This is a genomic window from Xenorhabdus santafensis (genome assembly GCF_033949405.1).
Taxonomy (GTDB): Bacteria; Pseudomonadota; Gammaproteobacteria; order Enterobacterales; family Enterobacteriaceae; genus Xenorhabdus; species Xenorhabdus santafensis.
In genome coordinates this window covers 59,731-76,778 of sequence record NZ_VCDN01000043.1, presented here as the reverse complement: position 1 = coordinate 76,778, position 17,048 = coordinate 59,731, and the positions used below count along the sequence as shown (strand labels likewise).

Sequence of the window (17,048 nt, the reverse complement as noted above, 5' to 3'; positions counted from 1 at the left end):
AATTAACTGTTGTTCACTCTTCAAGACTTTAAAACGTATTTTTTTGTGATAGTGTCTTGCGAGTGCCCACACAGATTGTCTGATTCAGTTGTTAAAGAGCGGTGCAACCGGAAGCCTGTTCCGGGTTGCGAGGCTGCGTATCTTACGCTTTCCTCTTTCAGTGTCAAGCCTTATTTTTCGGGGCTTTTCACTTTGTCATCTCGACATGTTTGTGTGTTTGTCGTGACAACGGATGCGCATTATAGGGAGCCTTCTGATTTACGCAAGCCTTATTTTATAATTTTCTGCTCAAGCGCTTTAAATTTAGACAAACAGGCTATTTTTGCCTATTTTTTATCACTTTTGGTAGGTTTGCCAGGCTATTAATAACCAAATCTGCGGCTTGTTCTTCAACTTCAGTGACTGGTTTTCCTGTACGAACCAGTACCTTTGTTCCAACATTTGCTGCACTAGCTGCCAACATATCTTCTATTTTGTCGCCCACCATATAAGAAGACGACATATCAATGTTCAATTCTTCCTGTGCATCCAGCAGCATGCCCGGCTGAGGTTTACGACAATGGCACTCTTTCTTATATTCTTCATCGCTTGCTTCAGGATGATGTGGGCAATAATAGATACCATCCAGATCAACACCGCGGTCTGCCAGTGACCAATCCATCCATTCTGTTAATTGTACAAATTGCTCTTCTGTAAAGAGCTTGCGTGCAATGCCCGACTGATTTGTTACCAGAACCAGCGCATAGCCCATTTTTTTCAATTCCAGCATGGCTTCGATGGTGCCATCAATAAATTGGAAGTTATCTATTTCATGTACATAACCATGATCGATGTTAATCGTGCCGTCACGATCTAAAAATACGGCGGGAATACCTTGAGTCACTTGATTGCTCCGAGAATATGCGAAGCTGACAGTATCGCATGATTCATGACTGAATGAGAATGCAGCATTTAATTTATTCACAGTTGACTTAGACGTCTAGACGCCTTAACATCCACTTCAAATCATGACTTGTTGAAATGCCCTCAAGTCATTCATCTTTACATTTAATAAGAAAAAAATGATAAGACTGACTCAGATAAATAAGATATTTCAACAAGGAACGCGCTCAATCAACGCGCTTTCAGATATCAACTTACATGTCCCGCAAGGGCAAATCTATGGTGTCATTGGTTCTTCCGGTGCAGGGAAAAGCACCTTGATCCGCTGTGTGAATATGCTTGAGCGCCCAACATCAGGTCAGGTATTGGTTGCAGGGCAAGATCTTACTGCACTTTCCGATCGTGAACTCACTCATGCACGTCGTCATATTGGCATGATTTTCCAGCACTTTAATCTATTGTCATCCAGAACGGTGTTTGGCAACGTTGCCTTGCCTTTAGAATTGAATAACACACCAAAAGCAGAAATAAAGGCCAAAGTTAACGAATTGCTGGAATTGGTTGGTCTTGCTGATAAACATGATGCTTACCCAGCCAATTTGTCTGGCGGTCAAAAACAGCGTGTTGCTATTGCCCGTGCTTTGGCGAATTCACCAAAAGTGCTTCTTTGCGATGAAGCCACCAGCGCACTCGATCCGGCAACAACCCGTTCGATTCTTGAATTGCTGAAAGACATTAACCGTCGTCTGGGCCTTACTATTCTTTTGATTACCCATGAAATGGATGTCGTTAAACGCATCTGTGATCAAGTTGCTGTTATCAGTGGCGGTCAATTGATTGAGCAAGATACTGTGAGCGCAATATTCTCACATCCCAAAACGCCGGTTGCACAAGAATTCATTAAAGCTACGCTGCATTTGGATATTCCAGAAGACTATGTGCAGAAATTACAGCCGGAATGCGCACCTGACCTTTGTCCATTGCTGAAACTGGAATTTACAGGCAAATCCGTTGATGCCCCTTTAATTTCCATGGCAGTTCGCCGTTTCAATATTGATATCAGTATCCTGAGCTCCCAAATGGATTACGCTGGCGGGGTCAAATTTGGTGTCATGCTAGCTGAGTTAGATGGTGAAAGTGACAATATCAAAGCAACAATCGCGTTTTTAAAAGAGCATCATGTAAAGGTAGAGGTTCTCGGTTATGTCTGAAGGAATGATTTTATTATTGGCTAAAGGAGTCTGGGAAACTCTCGTGATGACTTTTGTTTCTGGTTTCTTTGGCTTTGTTATCGGATTGCCAGCGGGCGTACTTCTATATGTTACCCGTCCTGGGCAGATTATTGAAAATGCAACACTTTACCGCATACTTTCGGCATTAGCCAATATTACGCGCTCAGTGCCTTTTATTATCCTGCTGGTATGGATGATCCCATTCACCCGGTTGCTTGTAGGAACGTCCATTGGGTTACAAGCGGCGATTGTTCCACTCACTGTCGGTGCGGCACCTTTTATTGCCCGCATGGTTGAGAATGCCTTATTGGAAATTCCATCTGGCTTGATCGAAGCAGCACGTGCGATGGGCGCAACGCCGTTCCAAATTGTCAAAAAGATCTTATTGCCAGAAGCACTGCCAAGTTTAATCAATGCTGCCACGATTACGTTAATTACTCTCGTTGGCTATTCCGCGATGGGCGGTACTGTCGGTGCCGGTGGCCTTGGGCAAATTGGCTACCAATATGGTTACATCGGCTATGATGCAACCGTGATGAATACCGTATTAGCTTTATTGGTTGTTTTAGTATTCTTGATCCAATTGAGCGGCGATCGCCTGGCAAAAGCGGTTAACCGTAAATAACGTTACGTCAACAAAGGTGCTGGTAACAGCACCTATTACAACAGGGCTTATATTCGAAAGCCTCATTATAGTAGTACGCATTAGCTTGATTAGACAGGTTATAATTCAGTATTCAATAGGGGTAAAATATGTCAGTGAAATTAAAAACCGTTGCTGTAATAGGCGCATTATTAGGCACTTTAGCTCTTGCAGGCTGCGGGCAAGAACAAAGAGATCCAAATCACATTAAAGTGGGTGTTATCGCAGGGCCCGAATTAAAAGTTGCAGAAGTTGCCAAGAAAGTCGCCAAGGATAAATACGGCCTTGATGTTGAATTGACCACATTCAATGACTATGTACTGCCGAATGAATCACTGAGCAAGGGTGATATTGACGTCAATATCTTCCAGCATAAACCGTTTTTAGATCAACAAGTCAAAGATCGCAATTATAAGCTGGCCATTGTTGGTAACTCTTTTATCTTCCCAATGGCTGCTTATTCCAAGAAGATTAAATCTCTGGATGAACTGCAAGATGGCTCGCAAATTGCTATACCAAACGATCCAACCAACCAGGGCCGTGCTCTGCTATTATTGCAAAAACAAGGCTTAATCACACTGAAAGAGGGTGTTGGTTTGTTGCCAACGCTTTTGGACATTACCAGCAATCCTAAACACTTGAAGATTGTTCAGTTGGAAGCGCCTCAATTGCCGCGTTCACTGGATGATCAGAAAATTGCTCTGGCCATTATCAACAATACCTACGCCGGGCAAATTGGCCTGACACCAGAACAAGATGGGATTTTTGTTGAAGATAAAGATTCACCTTACGTAAACATTATCGTTAGCCGTGAAGATAATAAGGATGCTGAAAACGTACAAAAATTCGTGAAAGCATACCAATCTCCGGAAGTAGAACAAGAAGCCTTGGAAGTTTTCAAAGGTGGAGCGATTAAAGGCTGGTAATCTTTCATATTAAGCCAATCAAGATTAAAATCATCGGGTGGATATTTTTATATCCACCCATTTTTTTGAGAAAATTGAATGAGTTCATTTGAGTTTCAGAGTTAAGAGCCATTCATTCCCTATATACTGACATTATCAATATAAGGATCCAATTCGATGCGTGTGTTACCTATCTGTTTCATGGCGCTCTTTATGGCTGGCTGTACTTCACTCACAACTCAAGTTGATAAAGCGGAAAAACAACACCAATCAATCAAGAAAAGCAATGCAGCCTATAATGTCCGCCTATATACCAAAACAGATGAGCTTTCAGGCTCGCCCTTTAAAGATTTAGGTATTGTTGCTGGCGAATCCTGTCGCAACACATTGCAAGATCCGCCAGCAAGCATTGAAAAAGCTCGCCAAGGCATGCTGACAAAAGCCGCTTCTTTAAATGCTAATGCCGTCTTGCTTCATCAATGTGCTATTTTGTCTGGTCAAGGTTGTTACCAAGTTGCCGTTTGTGAAGGTTCAGCTCTGTTGACGACAAATAATTAATTATTCAAACCGCTATTAAAAAACACCCATGACCGATTTTCATTTTACACAAATAGGCACCATTCATTCTCCTTATAAAGAGAAGTTTGCTATCCCCCGTCAACCAGGCTTGGTGGAAGATGGAACAGGTCAGCTAGAGTTACTTACGCCCTTTAATCAAGTTGATGCAGTACGCGGGTTAGAACAATTCAGCCATTTGTGGATTATTTTTATTTTTCACCAAACTATGGAAGGTGGCTGGAATCCCTTGGTGCGCCCTCCTCGTTTGGGTGGAAATGCCAAAATGGGGGTATTTGCTACCCGCTCAACTTTCCGCCCAAATCCGATTGGGATGTCATTAGTCGAATTGAAAGATATTCAATGCAAAAACAATCGAGTTATTCTGGAACTTGGCAGCTTAGATCTGGTTGATGGAACCCCTGTCATTGATATAAAACCTTATCTGCCTTTTGCCGAATCTCATCCTGAGGCCAGAGCGGGCTTTGCCCAATCAGCGCCTGAAGCCAATATGGACGTGGGTTTCTCACCAGAAGCGGAATGCCAACTTTTATCCCATCAGGCCAATTATCCTCATTTACGGCGCTTTATCTGCCAAATTTTGGCCCAAGATCCCCGTCCTGCCTATCGTAAGAAGGAGCAGAAACACAGGATATATGCTGTTCATATTCTGGATTTCAATGTCCGCTGGGTGGTTCACGGCACGATGACAGAAGTAGTTTCTATCGAACCCCGCTAAAACCCCTTTGGACATCGCAAGCTCGCTGGTAAACTAGTGGTTTATTTTTTTCTGGGTTGGGTGGCAATACTTTGTCACCCAAAAGCAATTTGCTATGCCCCATGGATTTCAAGATGCACCGCAGCGGCAAGGGAATGAACCTCCGGAAGCATAGATAACTCTGTGACCGAAGTGAATGAACGCAGCCAACCAAGAGGCAACTTGAAAGATGACGGGTATATCCAATGGAAACTTACTATGCGTACTAGCCAATATCTGCTCTCTACTTTAAAAGAGACGCCTGCTGATGCTGAAGTAGTCAGTCATAAACTGATGCTTCGTGCCGGAATGATCCGTAAGCTCGCTTCAGGTCTATACAACTGGATGCCGACAGGTGTTCGTGTGTTGAAGAAAGTTGAAAACATTGTTCGTGAAGAAATGAATAATGCAGGAGCGATTGAGGTTTCCATGCCGGTAGTTCAGCCAGCAGATTTGTGGCAAGAAAGCGGCCGTTGGGAACAATATGGCCCGGAGCTACTGCGTTTTGTTGATCGCGGTGAACGTCCTTTCGTTTTAGGGCCAACCCATGAAGAGGTCATTACCGATCTGATTCGTAATGAAGTCACTTCATACAAACAGCTTCCGTTGAATCTGTTCCAGATCCAGACTAAATTCCGTGATGAAGTCCGTCCACGTTTTGGTGTGATGCGTTCCCGTGAATTTATCATGAAGGATGCATACTCTTTCCACACAACCCAAGAATCCCTGCAAGAAACTTACGATAAGATGTACGATGCTTACAGCAAAATCTTTACTCGTATTGGTCTGGATTTCCGTCCGGTTCTGGCAGATACCGGTTCTATCGGCGGCAGTGCTTCCCATGAATTCCAGGTTCTGGCAGAAAGTGGGGAAGACGATATCGTATTCTCTACCGAATCCAACTACGCCGCGAATATTGAACTGGCAGAAGCCGTTATGCCATCTCAGGAACGTGCTGCACCATCAGAAGAAATGCATCTGGTGGATACGCCAAATGCAAAAACTATTGCGGAACTGGTTGAACAATTCAATCTGCCAATCGAAAAAACCGTCAAGACATTGATGGTTCATGCCACCGAAGAAAGTGGGCACAAATTAGTTGCTCTATTGGTGCGCGGTGATCATGAATTGAATGAAGTCAAAGCAGAAAAACTACCGTTGGTTGCCAGCCCTCTGACATTTGCAACTGAAGAAGAAATCCGTGCCATCGTGAAAGCAGGCCCTGGCTCTTTGGGCCCAGTCAACCTGCCAATGCCTGTCATTATCGACCGTAGCGTATCTGTCATGAGTGATTTTGGTGCCGGTGCCAACATGGATGACAAACATTACTTCGGCATTAACTGGGAACGTGATTTGCCACTGCCAGAAGTTGCAGATATCCGTAATGTAGTCGAAGGTGACGTCAGCCCAGACGGGCAAGGAACTCTGCTAATCAAGCGCGGCATTGAAGTGGGCCATATCTTCCAATTGGGTACTAAATATTCAGATGCCCTGAAAGCGACAGTACAGAATGAAGATGGGCAAAATCAGGTTGTTACAATGGGCTGTTACGGTATCGGTGTAACCCGAATTGTTGCTGCTGCAATTGAACAGAACCACGATGATCGTGGCATTATTTGGCCTGATGCCATTGCACCGTTCCAAGTAGCAATTCTGCCAATGAACATGCACAAATCTTACCGCGTGAAAGAAGTGGCAGAAAAACTCTATGCTGACTTACGTGCCAGCGGTATTGATGTAATTTTTGATGACCGCAAAGAGCGTCCAGGTGTTATGTTTGCCGACATGGAGCTGATTGGTGTACCGCACACTCTGGTTATCGGCGATCGCAACCTTGATAACGGCGAGATCGAATACAAATGTCGTCGCAGCGGTGACAAGCAATTGCTGAAACTGGAAAATGTTGTCGAATTCCTGAAAGGGTAACTTCAACACATTTGATCTGGCCTGAAAGGGCTGATTGAATTGAAAGGCCTGCACATTTACTTTGTGCGGGCCTTTTTAATTTTTTAGGGATTGCTCAACTCATCAGCATTACTTTTTAGTATTGCAAGATGATGCCTTATCGAAATGAATCTTGCCTGTCTGGATCAGCGAATTATCAAACAGGCCATCTTCCATAGAAGGGCGAAGAGTATAATATCCCTCTACTTCTACATAAACGGGTGTACCGCCTTCTACTCCCGTAGCACTGTAGCCACGCTCCAGATCGATATTTTCTGAAACATCATAACGTTTTCCAGTGCCGCACTCAGTAAAGGTTGCCGAATCAGCAAAATAGCTGTACTCCCCTGCCAGCTTTTTCGGGGCGACTTTAGCCAATTCGTAGTTGAAATTTGATTGGATCGGCTGACCCTGAATATCCAGCATAACCAGATTTTCGCCTTTCATTTGGTAATAAGATTTTTTGCCTTCTTCACTGCTCAATACGATTTTTTTACCACTAACTACCCAATGACCGGTTTCAAAAAACGTATTCTCCTCACTTTTAGCTCCCTGATAGGTTTGCCCCAGAATATATTCCCCATCCTTAGCAAGCTGTAATGTCATCTCAATCCCTGCACAATCTGCGCAAGGTATAACACCACTAAACACTTTTTCAGTTGGCAAAATCTTATCCTGCGATACTGCCTTGACCTGCAATGCTGAGCTGTCTGATAGTGCACCGTGCTTCTGACATCCTGCCACTGTAAATACTCCAGCAGCCAGCAACGCCAGTAATAATTTTTTCTTCATCATCATTTTACCCAGAAAATTCAACATAATATCCAGTAAATCCCAACCCATTATTTTATAACGTCAACAAGCTATAAAACATGAGATTTACGTGGCAAGATTGACGTTACTTTACCGTATCTCAAAATACATAGAGAGAAAATAAAATATTATGATGCAATCTCATTGCATAATGACCAGGTAGCAGTTTAACCTACTTCTAATTTCAACGTAGTTACCACAGGCTTATGCAGTCATCACAGAAGGTTAGTGTGCTATAGTCGTAGGTAGCATTTTTACGTTTAAGTTTGGTCAATCACGGGCGGCACAATCACCGCCACTAACATAGTGGTGAGCAAATATGTCTATAGATACTGAATATCAACCAATTAACTGTGACGATTACGATAACCTTGAACTTGCTTGTCAGCATCGGCTACATTTACACATTCAATTGATAGATGATAAGTTATTTGAGGGGAAGGCTAAGGAATTGATCTTGAGAAAGAAAGTTGAATACCTTCTCGTCGAATCAGATGGAGAAACCCGTGAATTAAGGTTAGATCACATTATCAGTTTTAGTCATCCAGAGATTGGAACAATCGTTATTGAACGTTCCTCGTTGTGATAATCAATATATACATAAAATTACAACGGCACAGCACAAAAGTCCTCAATTATTATGAGGGCTTTTGTCTATCTGGAAATGCATTTTCATCTAATTTGCTAAATATCATCTCAATTGCCTGATTACTTCTGTAAAGATTATCATTTATATACAAAAACCATTATTTATATAAAAAACCACTCTCTCACTTATTAAAAAACAAAATATTACTTTGGTAAATTCAATATCGAAAGACATTTTCCCAGATGAAAAGACTCATCTAACACAATGAATCCAATCTATGAAATATTTCCTTCATCTTTCACGGTGCAGCTTTGTTGCCTCATCTAAAAATTCATACAATGTAATCCCTTCTGTTATCTGGGAAAAACATGTTATTCATTTCATCAGCATCAATAAAAAATACCTGTGCCAGAACCAATGCCACTGGCGCTCGAAATTCCGCTACCTCTGAACGTACCTAAATATGTTGATTCATCATCATAAAAGGCGATAAAAATTAATGTAAACACCTCATAAAACCAAAAGCGGTGTGCTTTCATATAAAGAATAGTTAAATCATCAGAATAGATCCTGCCAGTAAAACCACCTACTCCAATACTATTCAGGCTCCATCCCTGACCGTTAAACGTCCTGCCGCTATTATCAACCGTTACATTAAGACGAAAATAAATTATTTCACTTATCATTGAAGCAAATGCATCCGCGCTCTCCCCTTTAGTGGAAATCAGGATCTTTTCCGCTGGATTGACGATAAGCACTGGATCTATTTCTCGTCCTTTCATGTCTTGAAAAAATCTTTTATTAAGATCATCTTTAATATAATTATTTATAATAGAGTGATCTATATTATTTACCTTCATCATAAAATGCCTCTTTTCTAATTTAAAAATATTATTTATCTTTAAATCATTACATTTATAAAACAAAAAATTATATATATATAAATTCAATGGAAATCGAATTTCACCAAGGCTGTGATAGCATTAATCCCCAAGAAAATAATATAGATAACTGACTGCTTATAAAAACAGTAGCCAGAGTTAGCGAGAGTAGCGAACAAAGCTGGCTAAACTGCAATGTGAAAGACAACAGGTATATTTTACTCAATGTTAGCACTTACCTATAACCCTATTAAAAAAACCATGATCAATCATCAGTTAATACTTTTCGTATATAACAGTAAGGTTATTTATACATAGAGATAGGAAGAAAAAGTTTGCTTTGATAAAAATAACCCACCTGCCACTAAATAGAATAAACATGATAAACGGAGAAACAATTTGACATGCAATAAAAATAAAAACGCCATTTTAAATGGTTGTCAATTTTTTTCTATACTTTGAAATATAGTATATAATTTGAATTTTTCAATAATAAATAATTCAAAATATAACATAAGGTTAATTTATCTCTGCTCAGAAATTTATTTATAACATACTCTTATAAAGAAACTTATTTAATAAGTGAACATCTTATTTGATAAATGAATATTTAATTACACAGCAAAGCAATACAGCATTATATTTACGTATAAATATTCATTGGTTTCAAGATGCAGAACAATGGCAAGAGAACGGCAAATTCGTCAGGAACGAACTTGCCCAATCCAAGGCTGGCCTCCGGTAAAAAGCTGAAGTCTTTCATTCAGTTCCGGGGCATAAATGATCGTCAATTTATCACTCAGTACGTGGTTCTTTCCCTCTCCACTGAATTGAAATGCCTTTTTCATCAGCCAGACATTGGCCTTCTTTTGTCACGAAAACGCCCAGTGCCGCAATCAATTGGTCGTTATAGTAAAGCAATGGTGTTCTTTCCCTTAACCAAGGAGCAACCCCCAGTTCCTGCCATAGCTTTTTACTGTGGCGGGAATGTTGCCGCCCGACAATGCTGATATGGCCTTGTATACCAAAACGAATGGTCACTCGTTCATGTTCATCTGGCGCCCTGACTTCAAACATCTTTCCTTCCGTCAGCATTAGCTCTCCCAAACCGTCCGGCAAGGTCAGTTTCTGTTCTGCGCCCCAATTCCATTCAATCGTTCTCCCCGCTAAACGTTGATAAAGAGGAGTCAGCCAGAGTTTCTGCCGATAGCGACGGATATCATGTTGACCTAATCTGAAACAAGGCTCTGCGTCCTGACGGGCAAGTGCCACTTCTGACCAGATACGTTGTAATTGCTCTCGTGAAGGCATTTTTATGCCAAGCCAAGCCAGCCAGCGACGCAGCAATGCATTACGTTTAGCTTCGGAGCAGGTTATCAAAGGCGGGATAGATATTGCCCCTTCCGATGTGGTTACTTCTTTCAACGCCTCGCTTAACAATTCATCCAACAATTGCTCTTGTTCTCCACACAGATTGGCGCTACGGGAAACCGCCTGTGGAAAGTGAGGCCAGCGCTGATTAAGCAATGGCGTAATATGCAGTCGCAGGAAATTACGATCATAGCGATCGTCTTGATTGCTATCATCTTCAATCCATTTCAACCCTTGTACCTGCGCATACTTTTCTAACTCTGCCCGGCTTGCATTCAACAATGGACGAAGCAATGTCGTTCCAGCAAAACGCATACTGGAAGGCATGGAAGACAGGCCAGCAGGGCCACTCCCCCGCTTTAAAGCCAAAAGGAATGTTTCCGCCTGATCATCAAGATGTTGCGCCGTTATTAAAATCTCATCTCGCTGTAATTCACGCCTAAAAGATTGGTAACGAGCATCACGGGCCGCAGCCTCAATGCCATCCTGACGTGTATTCAGACTGACTTTTTCAGTAAGGAAATCAACCTGCCAATCAGTACAAACCTGACGGCAATGTTCAACCCATGAATCCGCTTTTACGTTCAAACCATGATGGATGTGGATAGCCCTTAACATCAACGGTTCCCGCTGTGATTGCCGATATTGATTGCGCAGGCGTACCAACAAATGCAGCAATACGATGGAATCCAATCCACCGCTGAAACCAACCAATATTTTTTTATATGATCCGACCTGTTCAGCCAGCATCGCCAACAGAGGCTCATGAATATTTGTCATTGCAGTACCAAGCCTTTCTTCACTTTAGCCAGATCAATCTTCAGCAAAATCATTCCTCAGTTCTTCCTGTCCAGAATCCTTATTCTTGGCTTTAATACAAAGCAGGCCCGAGATAATAACAAGTGCCAATCCTATGACATAAGCCGGAACAAAAGCGTCGCCAAAAAACAGGACTATCCACATCATTGATAAGATGGGCGATAAAAACAATATCGACGCAGTTTTGTGGGAATCAGGGCCATTCATGGCTTTGAACCAAATGATGTAGGAAACACCATTTAATATGATACCGTTGAGCAACGTCGGCACCAGTGAATCACCAACAGGTACATTAATGCGGCTAAAGGCGAACATAAATACAGCGGAAACTAGCGTCGAACACAGAAACACCCAAAATGTACAGATATAGGAATCAATGGCAAATTGCCTTGATAGTACAGACATCAATGCAAAACAAAACGCTCCACTGAATACCAGCAGCAATGCCAGAGGGTGCTCTACTGCAATTTCCGTAATATTGCCTTTTGTAAAGGTAATCACGACAGCAATAAAGCCTATTGCAATGCCGATCATTTGCCTGATTGACAGCCTTTCTTTAAACAAGAAAAACGACAACCCGATAATCATCAGTGGCCAACTATATTGAATTACCAAAACAGCCACCCCATTCTCAATGGAATAGCCATAGTAGAGCAGCAGATAGAAGAAACAATCCAATGCGCCCAAGATCAATACCTTAAGTATCACGGGAAAAGGGATGAGTAAAAGTTGCTTCCAGCTCTTTCCCATGACAAGTGCAACCACAAATACCGCTAAAACAGACAGCACATTTGACCAGAATAGATATTGGAAATGATCCATATCTTTCTGCCCAAAACGGGCTATTGAAGGAATAAAACTCCAGATAAGTACACAAGAAAATGCATAAATAATGTATTTATATTTGGCCATAGAAAACTCAACTTATTTTTTTAATCCTAATCGATGAGATACCCTACTCCACCCTAATGTCATCAGGAATAATAATACCAGATGGTATAGAAAGTGATGTTTTCACTCCTCTAAATAATAAAAAAGGTGGAAATACTGAGGAGTTATCCTCCATCAGCGTGTTCCACCTGTTATCAACATATAAGCAAGATTATTGCATTATAAAAAGCTGCCATATATTACGGCAGCTTTTAAAATTTATTTCAGAATTTAATCAGAACTTAATATTGTCGAAAATCAGCAGTAACCGTATTGCATTAAGCGTTCATAACGACGGTTAACTAATTCTTCATCGTCCAATTCACTCAATTCAGCAAGATCGGACAGTAATTGATTTTTCAATGCCTCCGCCATTTTGTCGTAGTGACGATGTGCACCACCCAATGGCTCAGGAATAACGGTATCAATCAATTTCAGTTCTTTCAGACGTGGGGCTGTATTTCCCATTGCTTCCGCTGCCAGTGGCGCTTTTTCAGCACTCTTCCACAAGATAGAAGCACAGCCTTCTGGAGAAATCGTGGAGAACGTGCTGTATTCCAACATATTTATCTTATCACCAACGGCTAATGCCAACGCACCGCCAGATCCGCCTTCACCGATAACCGTACAGATGATTGGAACAGAAAGATGAGACATTTCACGTAAATTACGGGCAATCGCCTCTGACTGACCACGTTCTTCAGCCCCCACGCCGGGATAGGCGCCAGGAGTATCAATGAAGGTGATGATTGGCAACTTGAAACGCTGAGCCATTTCCATCAATCGCAACGCCTTACGATAGCCTTCTGGCGATGGCATGCCAAAATTACGACGGATTTTCTCTTTCGTTTCACGCCCTTTCTGGTGACCAATAATCATCACCGGACGACCCTCGATACGTGCCAGGCCACCAACGATTGCTTTGTCATCAGCATAGGCGCGATCGCCTGCCAGCTCTTCAAAATCTGTAAAAATACGCTTGATGTAATCCAGTGTGTAAGGACGCAGAGGATGGCGCGCTAACTGGGATACTTGCCATGCTCCTAAATCAGAGAAAATCTTGCGAGTCAGCTCCAGGCTTTTTTCTCGCAAACGTTGGATTTCTTCATCCAGATTTATATCTAGCTTTTCATCTTGACGGCTAACTGCGGTGAGCGAATCGATTTTCGCTTCCAGCTCGGCAATCGGCTGTTCAAAATCCAGAAAGTTCAGACTCATAACGTTCCTATTTTAGTCAAATTCTAATTCTACCTGCTCGTTACCCAGCAGAGTTCGCAGATCTGTCAAAAGGGTATCCGTTGGTGTTACCCGCCATGTTGCACCGAATCTTAAACGGGCACGGGCATCTACCCGCTGGTAATAAAGATGAACCGGTATCGTCCCTGAACGATGTGGCTCCAAAGCGCCACGAAGACGGTTCAATAATTGTTCATCAATTTGCCTGTCTGACAACGAGATAGCAAGACCACGTGCAAATTTTTCACGAGCCTCGCTGATATCCATTAATTCACGGACCGTCATTTTAAGCCCACCGTTGAAGTCATCAAAGCTGACTTGTCCGGTAGCTATCAAAATTTTGTCCTGTTCCAATAAATGTTGATACCTTTCCAGCGCATCGGAAAACAACATGATTTCCAACCGACCGGAACGATCATCCAGCGTGCTGATGCCAATCCGGTTTCCACGCTTGGTTGTCAATATTTTGGAAGCCAGAACCAAACCTACCACAGTCGTAACTTGACCACGAGGTGTCGGGTTCACATCTTTTAGACGCAATCCATTTGTGTAACGTTCAATTTCTTTTAGATAACCAGTAATAGGGTGACCTGTCAGATACAGCCCCAGCGTTTCACGCTCCCCGTCCAGAACCACCTGATCCGGCCATTCTGGTGTGCTGGCATATGAACGCTCAACTTCTTCCGGTTCTTCAGCCAACACGCCAAACATATCCGTTTGACCGATAGCTTCAGCTTTGGCATGTTGCTCCGCTGCTTTTAACGCATCTTCCAGCGAAGACATCAATGCCGCACGATGTGGCCCCAACCTGTCGAAAGCGCCGGACATGATCAGTTTTTCCATCACGCGACGATTTATCTTTTTGGTATCAACTCGCGCGCACAGGTCGAACAGCTCCTTAAAGTGTCCGCCAGACTGGCGGGCTTCAATGATGACCTCAATCGGCCCTTCACCCACACCCTTAATTGCACCAATGCCGTAAACAATTTCACCGTCATCATTGACATGGAAATGGTACAGGCCACTGTTGATATCTGGCGGCAAGACTTTTAACCCCATGCGCCAACATTCATCGACCAATCCAACGACCTTTTCGGTGTTATCCATATCTGCGGTCATCACGGCCGCCATGAATTCGGCCGGATAGTGTGCTTTCAGCCATAAAGTCTGATAAGAAACTAATGCATAAGCAGCTGAGTGTGATTTGTTGAAGCCATAACCCGCGAATTTCTCCACCAAATCGAAGATTTTCATCGAGAGTTCGCCATCGACACCCTGATTTATTGCACCTTCTTCAAATACCGAACGCTGCTTAGCCATCTCCTCAGGCTTTTTCTTACCCATTGCCCGGCGGAGCATATCCGCGCCGCCCAAGGTATAACCCGCCAATACCTGAGCAATCTGCATCACCTGTTCCTGATACAAAATGATGCCGTAAGTTGGCTCCAATACGGGTTTCAAAGATTCATGCTGCCACTCAACATCCGGATAAGAGATCTCTTCCCGGCCGTGTTTACGGTCGATAAAGTTATCCACCATACCAGATTGCAACGGCCCCGGACGGAACAACGCCACCAATGCGATCATGTCTTCGAAACTGTCAGGACGCAGACGCTTGATGAGGTCTTTCATGCCGCGGGATTCAAGCTGGAACACCGCTGTCGTTTCCGCCCGTTGCAGCATATCGAAACTTTTCTTATCGTCCAGCGGAATAGCCGCAATATCGATAGGCTCCAAGCCTTTTTTGGCTCGGCGTACATTCACCATATCAAGCGCCCAGTTGATAATGGTGAGTGTTCTCAACCCAAGAAAGTCAAACTTAACCAACCCCGCGTATTCCACATCGTTCTTGTCAAACTGGGTAACCGGGTTTAGCCCTTCCGGATCGCAATAAATAGGGGCAAAATCAGTAATTTTGGTTGGTGCAATAACAACACCACCGGCATGCTTACCGGCGTTGCGGGTGACGCCTTCCAGCTTACGCGCCATATCGATAAGCGCTTTGACCTCTTCATCTGCTTCATAAATTTCAGGCAGTTGAGGCTCTGCTACAAAGGCTTTTTCCAGCGTCATGCCGGGATCGGAAGGCACTAATTTTGATATACGATCAACAAACCCGTACGGATGACCAAGTACACGGCCCACGTCCCGAATAACCGCTTTTGCGGCCATTGTACCGAAAGTGATTATCTGGGATACCGCGTCTCGCCCATACATATCTGCAACGTGATCAATCACCTGATCACGCTTTTCCATGCAGAAATCGACGTCAAAGTCAGGCATCGAGACACGTTCAGGGTTAAGGAAACGTTCGAACAGCAAATCGAATTCCAATGGGTCAAGATCGGTAATTTTTAAAGCATAGGCCACAAGCGATCCTGCACCGGAGCCACGGCCCGGCCCTACAGGAACACCATTATCTTTTGACCACTGGATAAACTCCATCACTATCAGGAAGTAACCGGGAAATCCCATCTGGTTGATAACTTTTAGTTCAATATCCAGACGTTCGTCATATTCCGTTCGTTTTTGCGCTCTGATTTCCGGGTCGGGATAAAGAAACTCCAAACGCTCTTCCAGACCTTGTTTGGATTTTTCAATCAAGAAATCTTCGGTGCTCATATCTCCCGTTGGAAATTGCGGAAGAAAGTACTCACCAAGGCGGATAGTGACATTACAGCGTTTAGCTATTTCTACACTGTTTTGCAGCGCTTCAGGAATATCGGAGAAAAGCTCACACATTTCCTGTTCACTGCGTAAATATTGCTGAGGGCTGTAATTTTTGGGACGCTTTGGATCTACCAATGTGTAGCCATCATGAATGGCTACCCGGATTTCGTGTGCGTCAAAATCTTCGCTTTCTAAGAAACAGACATCATTGGTTGCCACAACGGGCAGATTTTTTTCTGCCGCCAATTCAACTGCCGCATGAAGATAGTTTTCTTCATCCTGACGTCCTGTACGGATCAATTCGAGGTAATAACTATCCGGGAAATGCTCATGATAGAAATCGAGGCACTGATCCACCATCGCACGATTGCCACGCAGCAGGAATTTCCCGACATCCCCCATACGCCCGCCCGATAGCAGGATCAAACCCGCACGATATTTTACCAACCATTCCCGTTTGATTGTTGGGCCAATCGCACCATAACCTTTTTGGTAAGCTTCAGAAATCAATAGCGTCAGGTTTTGATAACCTTCGTTATTGCGGGCAAGAACTGTCAGGTGAGCGTATTCGTCACCCAACAAATCACTTTCCATATAGAAGTCAGCACCAATAATCGGCTTGATGCCTGCACCATGTGCACTGCCATAAAATTTTACCAACCCGCACAGGTTGGTAAAATCCGTAATCGCAAAAGCCGGCATCCCCAACTTGGCAACCGCTTTCACCAATGGGTTAGTCTTAGCCAGACCATCAATCATTGAATAGTCGCTGTGAACACGCAAGTGCACAAAACGTGGTTCTGTCATAGTTTGCCCAGATA

At 43.2% G+C, this 17,048-nt stretch carries 14 protein-coding genes; 7 read left to right on the top strand and 7 right to left on the bottom strand.

What is annotated here, in order from left to right:
- Positions 1-316: 316 nt before the first annotated feature.
- On the bottom strand, positions 317-883 hold the full coding sequence (gmhB, locus tag FE392_RS11335; RefSeq protein ID WP_319930334.1) for a D-glycero-beta-D-manno-heptose 1,7-bisphosphate 7-phosphatase: 567 nt from the start codon (positions 881-883) through the stop codon (positions 317-319).
- 178 nt (positions 884-1,061) lie between these two features.
- Between gmhB and metN the strand changes: the two genes are divergently transcribed.
- From metN to proS, 6 genes are all read left to right on the top strand, one after another.
- Positions 1,062-2,093, top strand: a complete 1,032-nt coding sequence (gene metN, locus FE392_RS11330; RefSeq protein ID WP_319930333.1) for a methionine ABC transporter ATP-binding protein MetN — start codon at positions 1,062-1,064, stop codon at positions 2,091-2,093.
- Positions 2,086-2,739, top strand: coding sequence for a methionine ABC transporter permease MetI (locus FE392_RS11325; protein WP_319930332.1), 654 nt, complete (start codon positions 2,086-2,088; stop codon positions 2,737-2,739). Before metN ends, FE392_RS11325 begins: the two co-directional genes overlap by 8 nt.
- A gap of 128 nt (positions 2,740-2,867) precedes the next feature.
- Positions 2,868-3,683, top strand: a complete 816-nt coding sequence (locus FE392_RS11320; protein ID WP_319930331.1) for a MetQ/NlpA family lipoprotein — start codon at positions 2,868-2,870, stop codon at positions 3,681-3,683.
- Positions 3,684-3,839: 156 nt separating this feature from the next.
- Positions 3,840-4,220 carry an envelope stress sensor lipoprotein RcsF gene (rcsF, locus tag FE392_RS11315; RefSeq protein ID WP_319930330.1) on the top strand — a complete coding sequence of 127 codons (381 nt, stop codon included), beginning with the start codon at positions 3,840-3,842 and terminating at the stop codon, positions 4,218-4,220.
- Between the two features lie 28 nt (positions 4,221-4,248).
- Positions 4,249-4,956, top strand: coding sequence for a tRNA (N6-threonylcarbamoyladenosine(37)-N6)-methyltransferase TrmO (gene tsaA, locus FE392_RS11310; RefSeq protein ID WP_319930329.1), 708 nt, complete (start codon positions 4,249-4,251; stop codon positions 4,954-4,956).
- Between the two features lie 237 nt (positions 4,957-5,193).
- Positions 5,194-6,900 carry a proline--tRNA ligase gene (proS, locus tag FE392_RS11305; RefSeq protein ID WP_319930337.1) on the top strand — a complete coding sequence of 569 codons (1,707 nt, stop codon included), beginning with the start codon at positions 5,194-5,196 and terminating at the stop codon, positions 6,898-6,900.
- Between the two features lie 108 nt (positions 6,901-7,008).
- Here proS and nlpE read toward each other — a convergent pair whose 3' ends face one another.
- The gene (nlpE, locus tag FE392_RS11300) at positions 7,009-7,737 is read right to left on the bottom strand and encodes an envelope stress response activation lipoprotein NlpE (protein ID WP_439153481.1); all 729 of its coding nucleotides are present in this window, start codon (positions 7,735-7,737) and stop codon (positions 7,009-7,011) included.
- Between the two features lie 313 nt (positions 7,738-8,050).
- On the opposite strand from nlpE, the gene rof reads away from it, so the two are divergent.
- Positions 8,051-8,317: a Rho-binding antiterminator gene (gene rof, locus FE392_RS11295; protein ID WP_319930328.1), complete on the top strand. Its 267-nt coding sequence runs from the start codon at positions 8,051-8,053 to the stop codon at positions 8,315-8,317.
- A 392-nt stretch (positions 8,318-8,709) separates the two neighbouring features.
- On the opposite strand, the gene FE392_RS11290 is transcribed toward rof, so the two are convergent.
- From FE392_RS11290 to dnaE, 5 genes are all read right to left on the bottom strand, one after another.
- A complete protein-coding gene (locus FE392_RS11290) occupies positions 8,710-9,183 on the bottom strand; it encodes a VapA/VapB family virulence-associated protein (RefSeq protein ID WP_319930327.1) in 474 nt (157 codons plus the stop codon).
- A gap of 813 nt (positions 9,184-9,996) precedes the next feature.
- On the bottom strand, positions 9,997-11,352 hold the full coding sequence (tilS, locus tag FE392_RS11285) for a tRNA lysidine(34) synthetase TilS (RefSeq protein WP_319930326.1): 1,356 nt from the start codon (positions 11,350-11,352) through the stop codon (positions 9,997-9,999).
- 33 nt (positions 11,353-11,385) lie between these two features.
- Entirely contained in the window at positions 11,386-12,303 is a 918-nt protein-coding gene (locus FE392_RS11280; RefSeq protein ID WP_319930325.1) for a DMT family transporter, read from the bottom strand.
- Positions 12,304-12,579: 276 nt separating this feature from the next.
- Positions 12,580-13,539, bottom strand: a complete 960-nt coding sequence (accA, locus tag FE392_RS11275) for an acetyl-CoA carboxylase carboxyl transferase subunit alpha (protein ID WP_319930324.1) — start codon at positions 13,537-13,539, stop codon at positions 12,580-12,582.
- A gap of 12 nt (positions 13,540-13,551) precedes the next feature.
- Positions 13,552-17,034, bottom strand: coding sequence for a DNA polymerase III subunit alpha (dnaE, locus tag FE392_RS11270; RefSeq protein ID WP_319930323.1), 3,483 nt, complete (start codon positions 17,032-17,034; stop codon positions 13,552-13,554).
- Positions 17,035-17,048 lie beyond the last annotated feature (14 nt).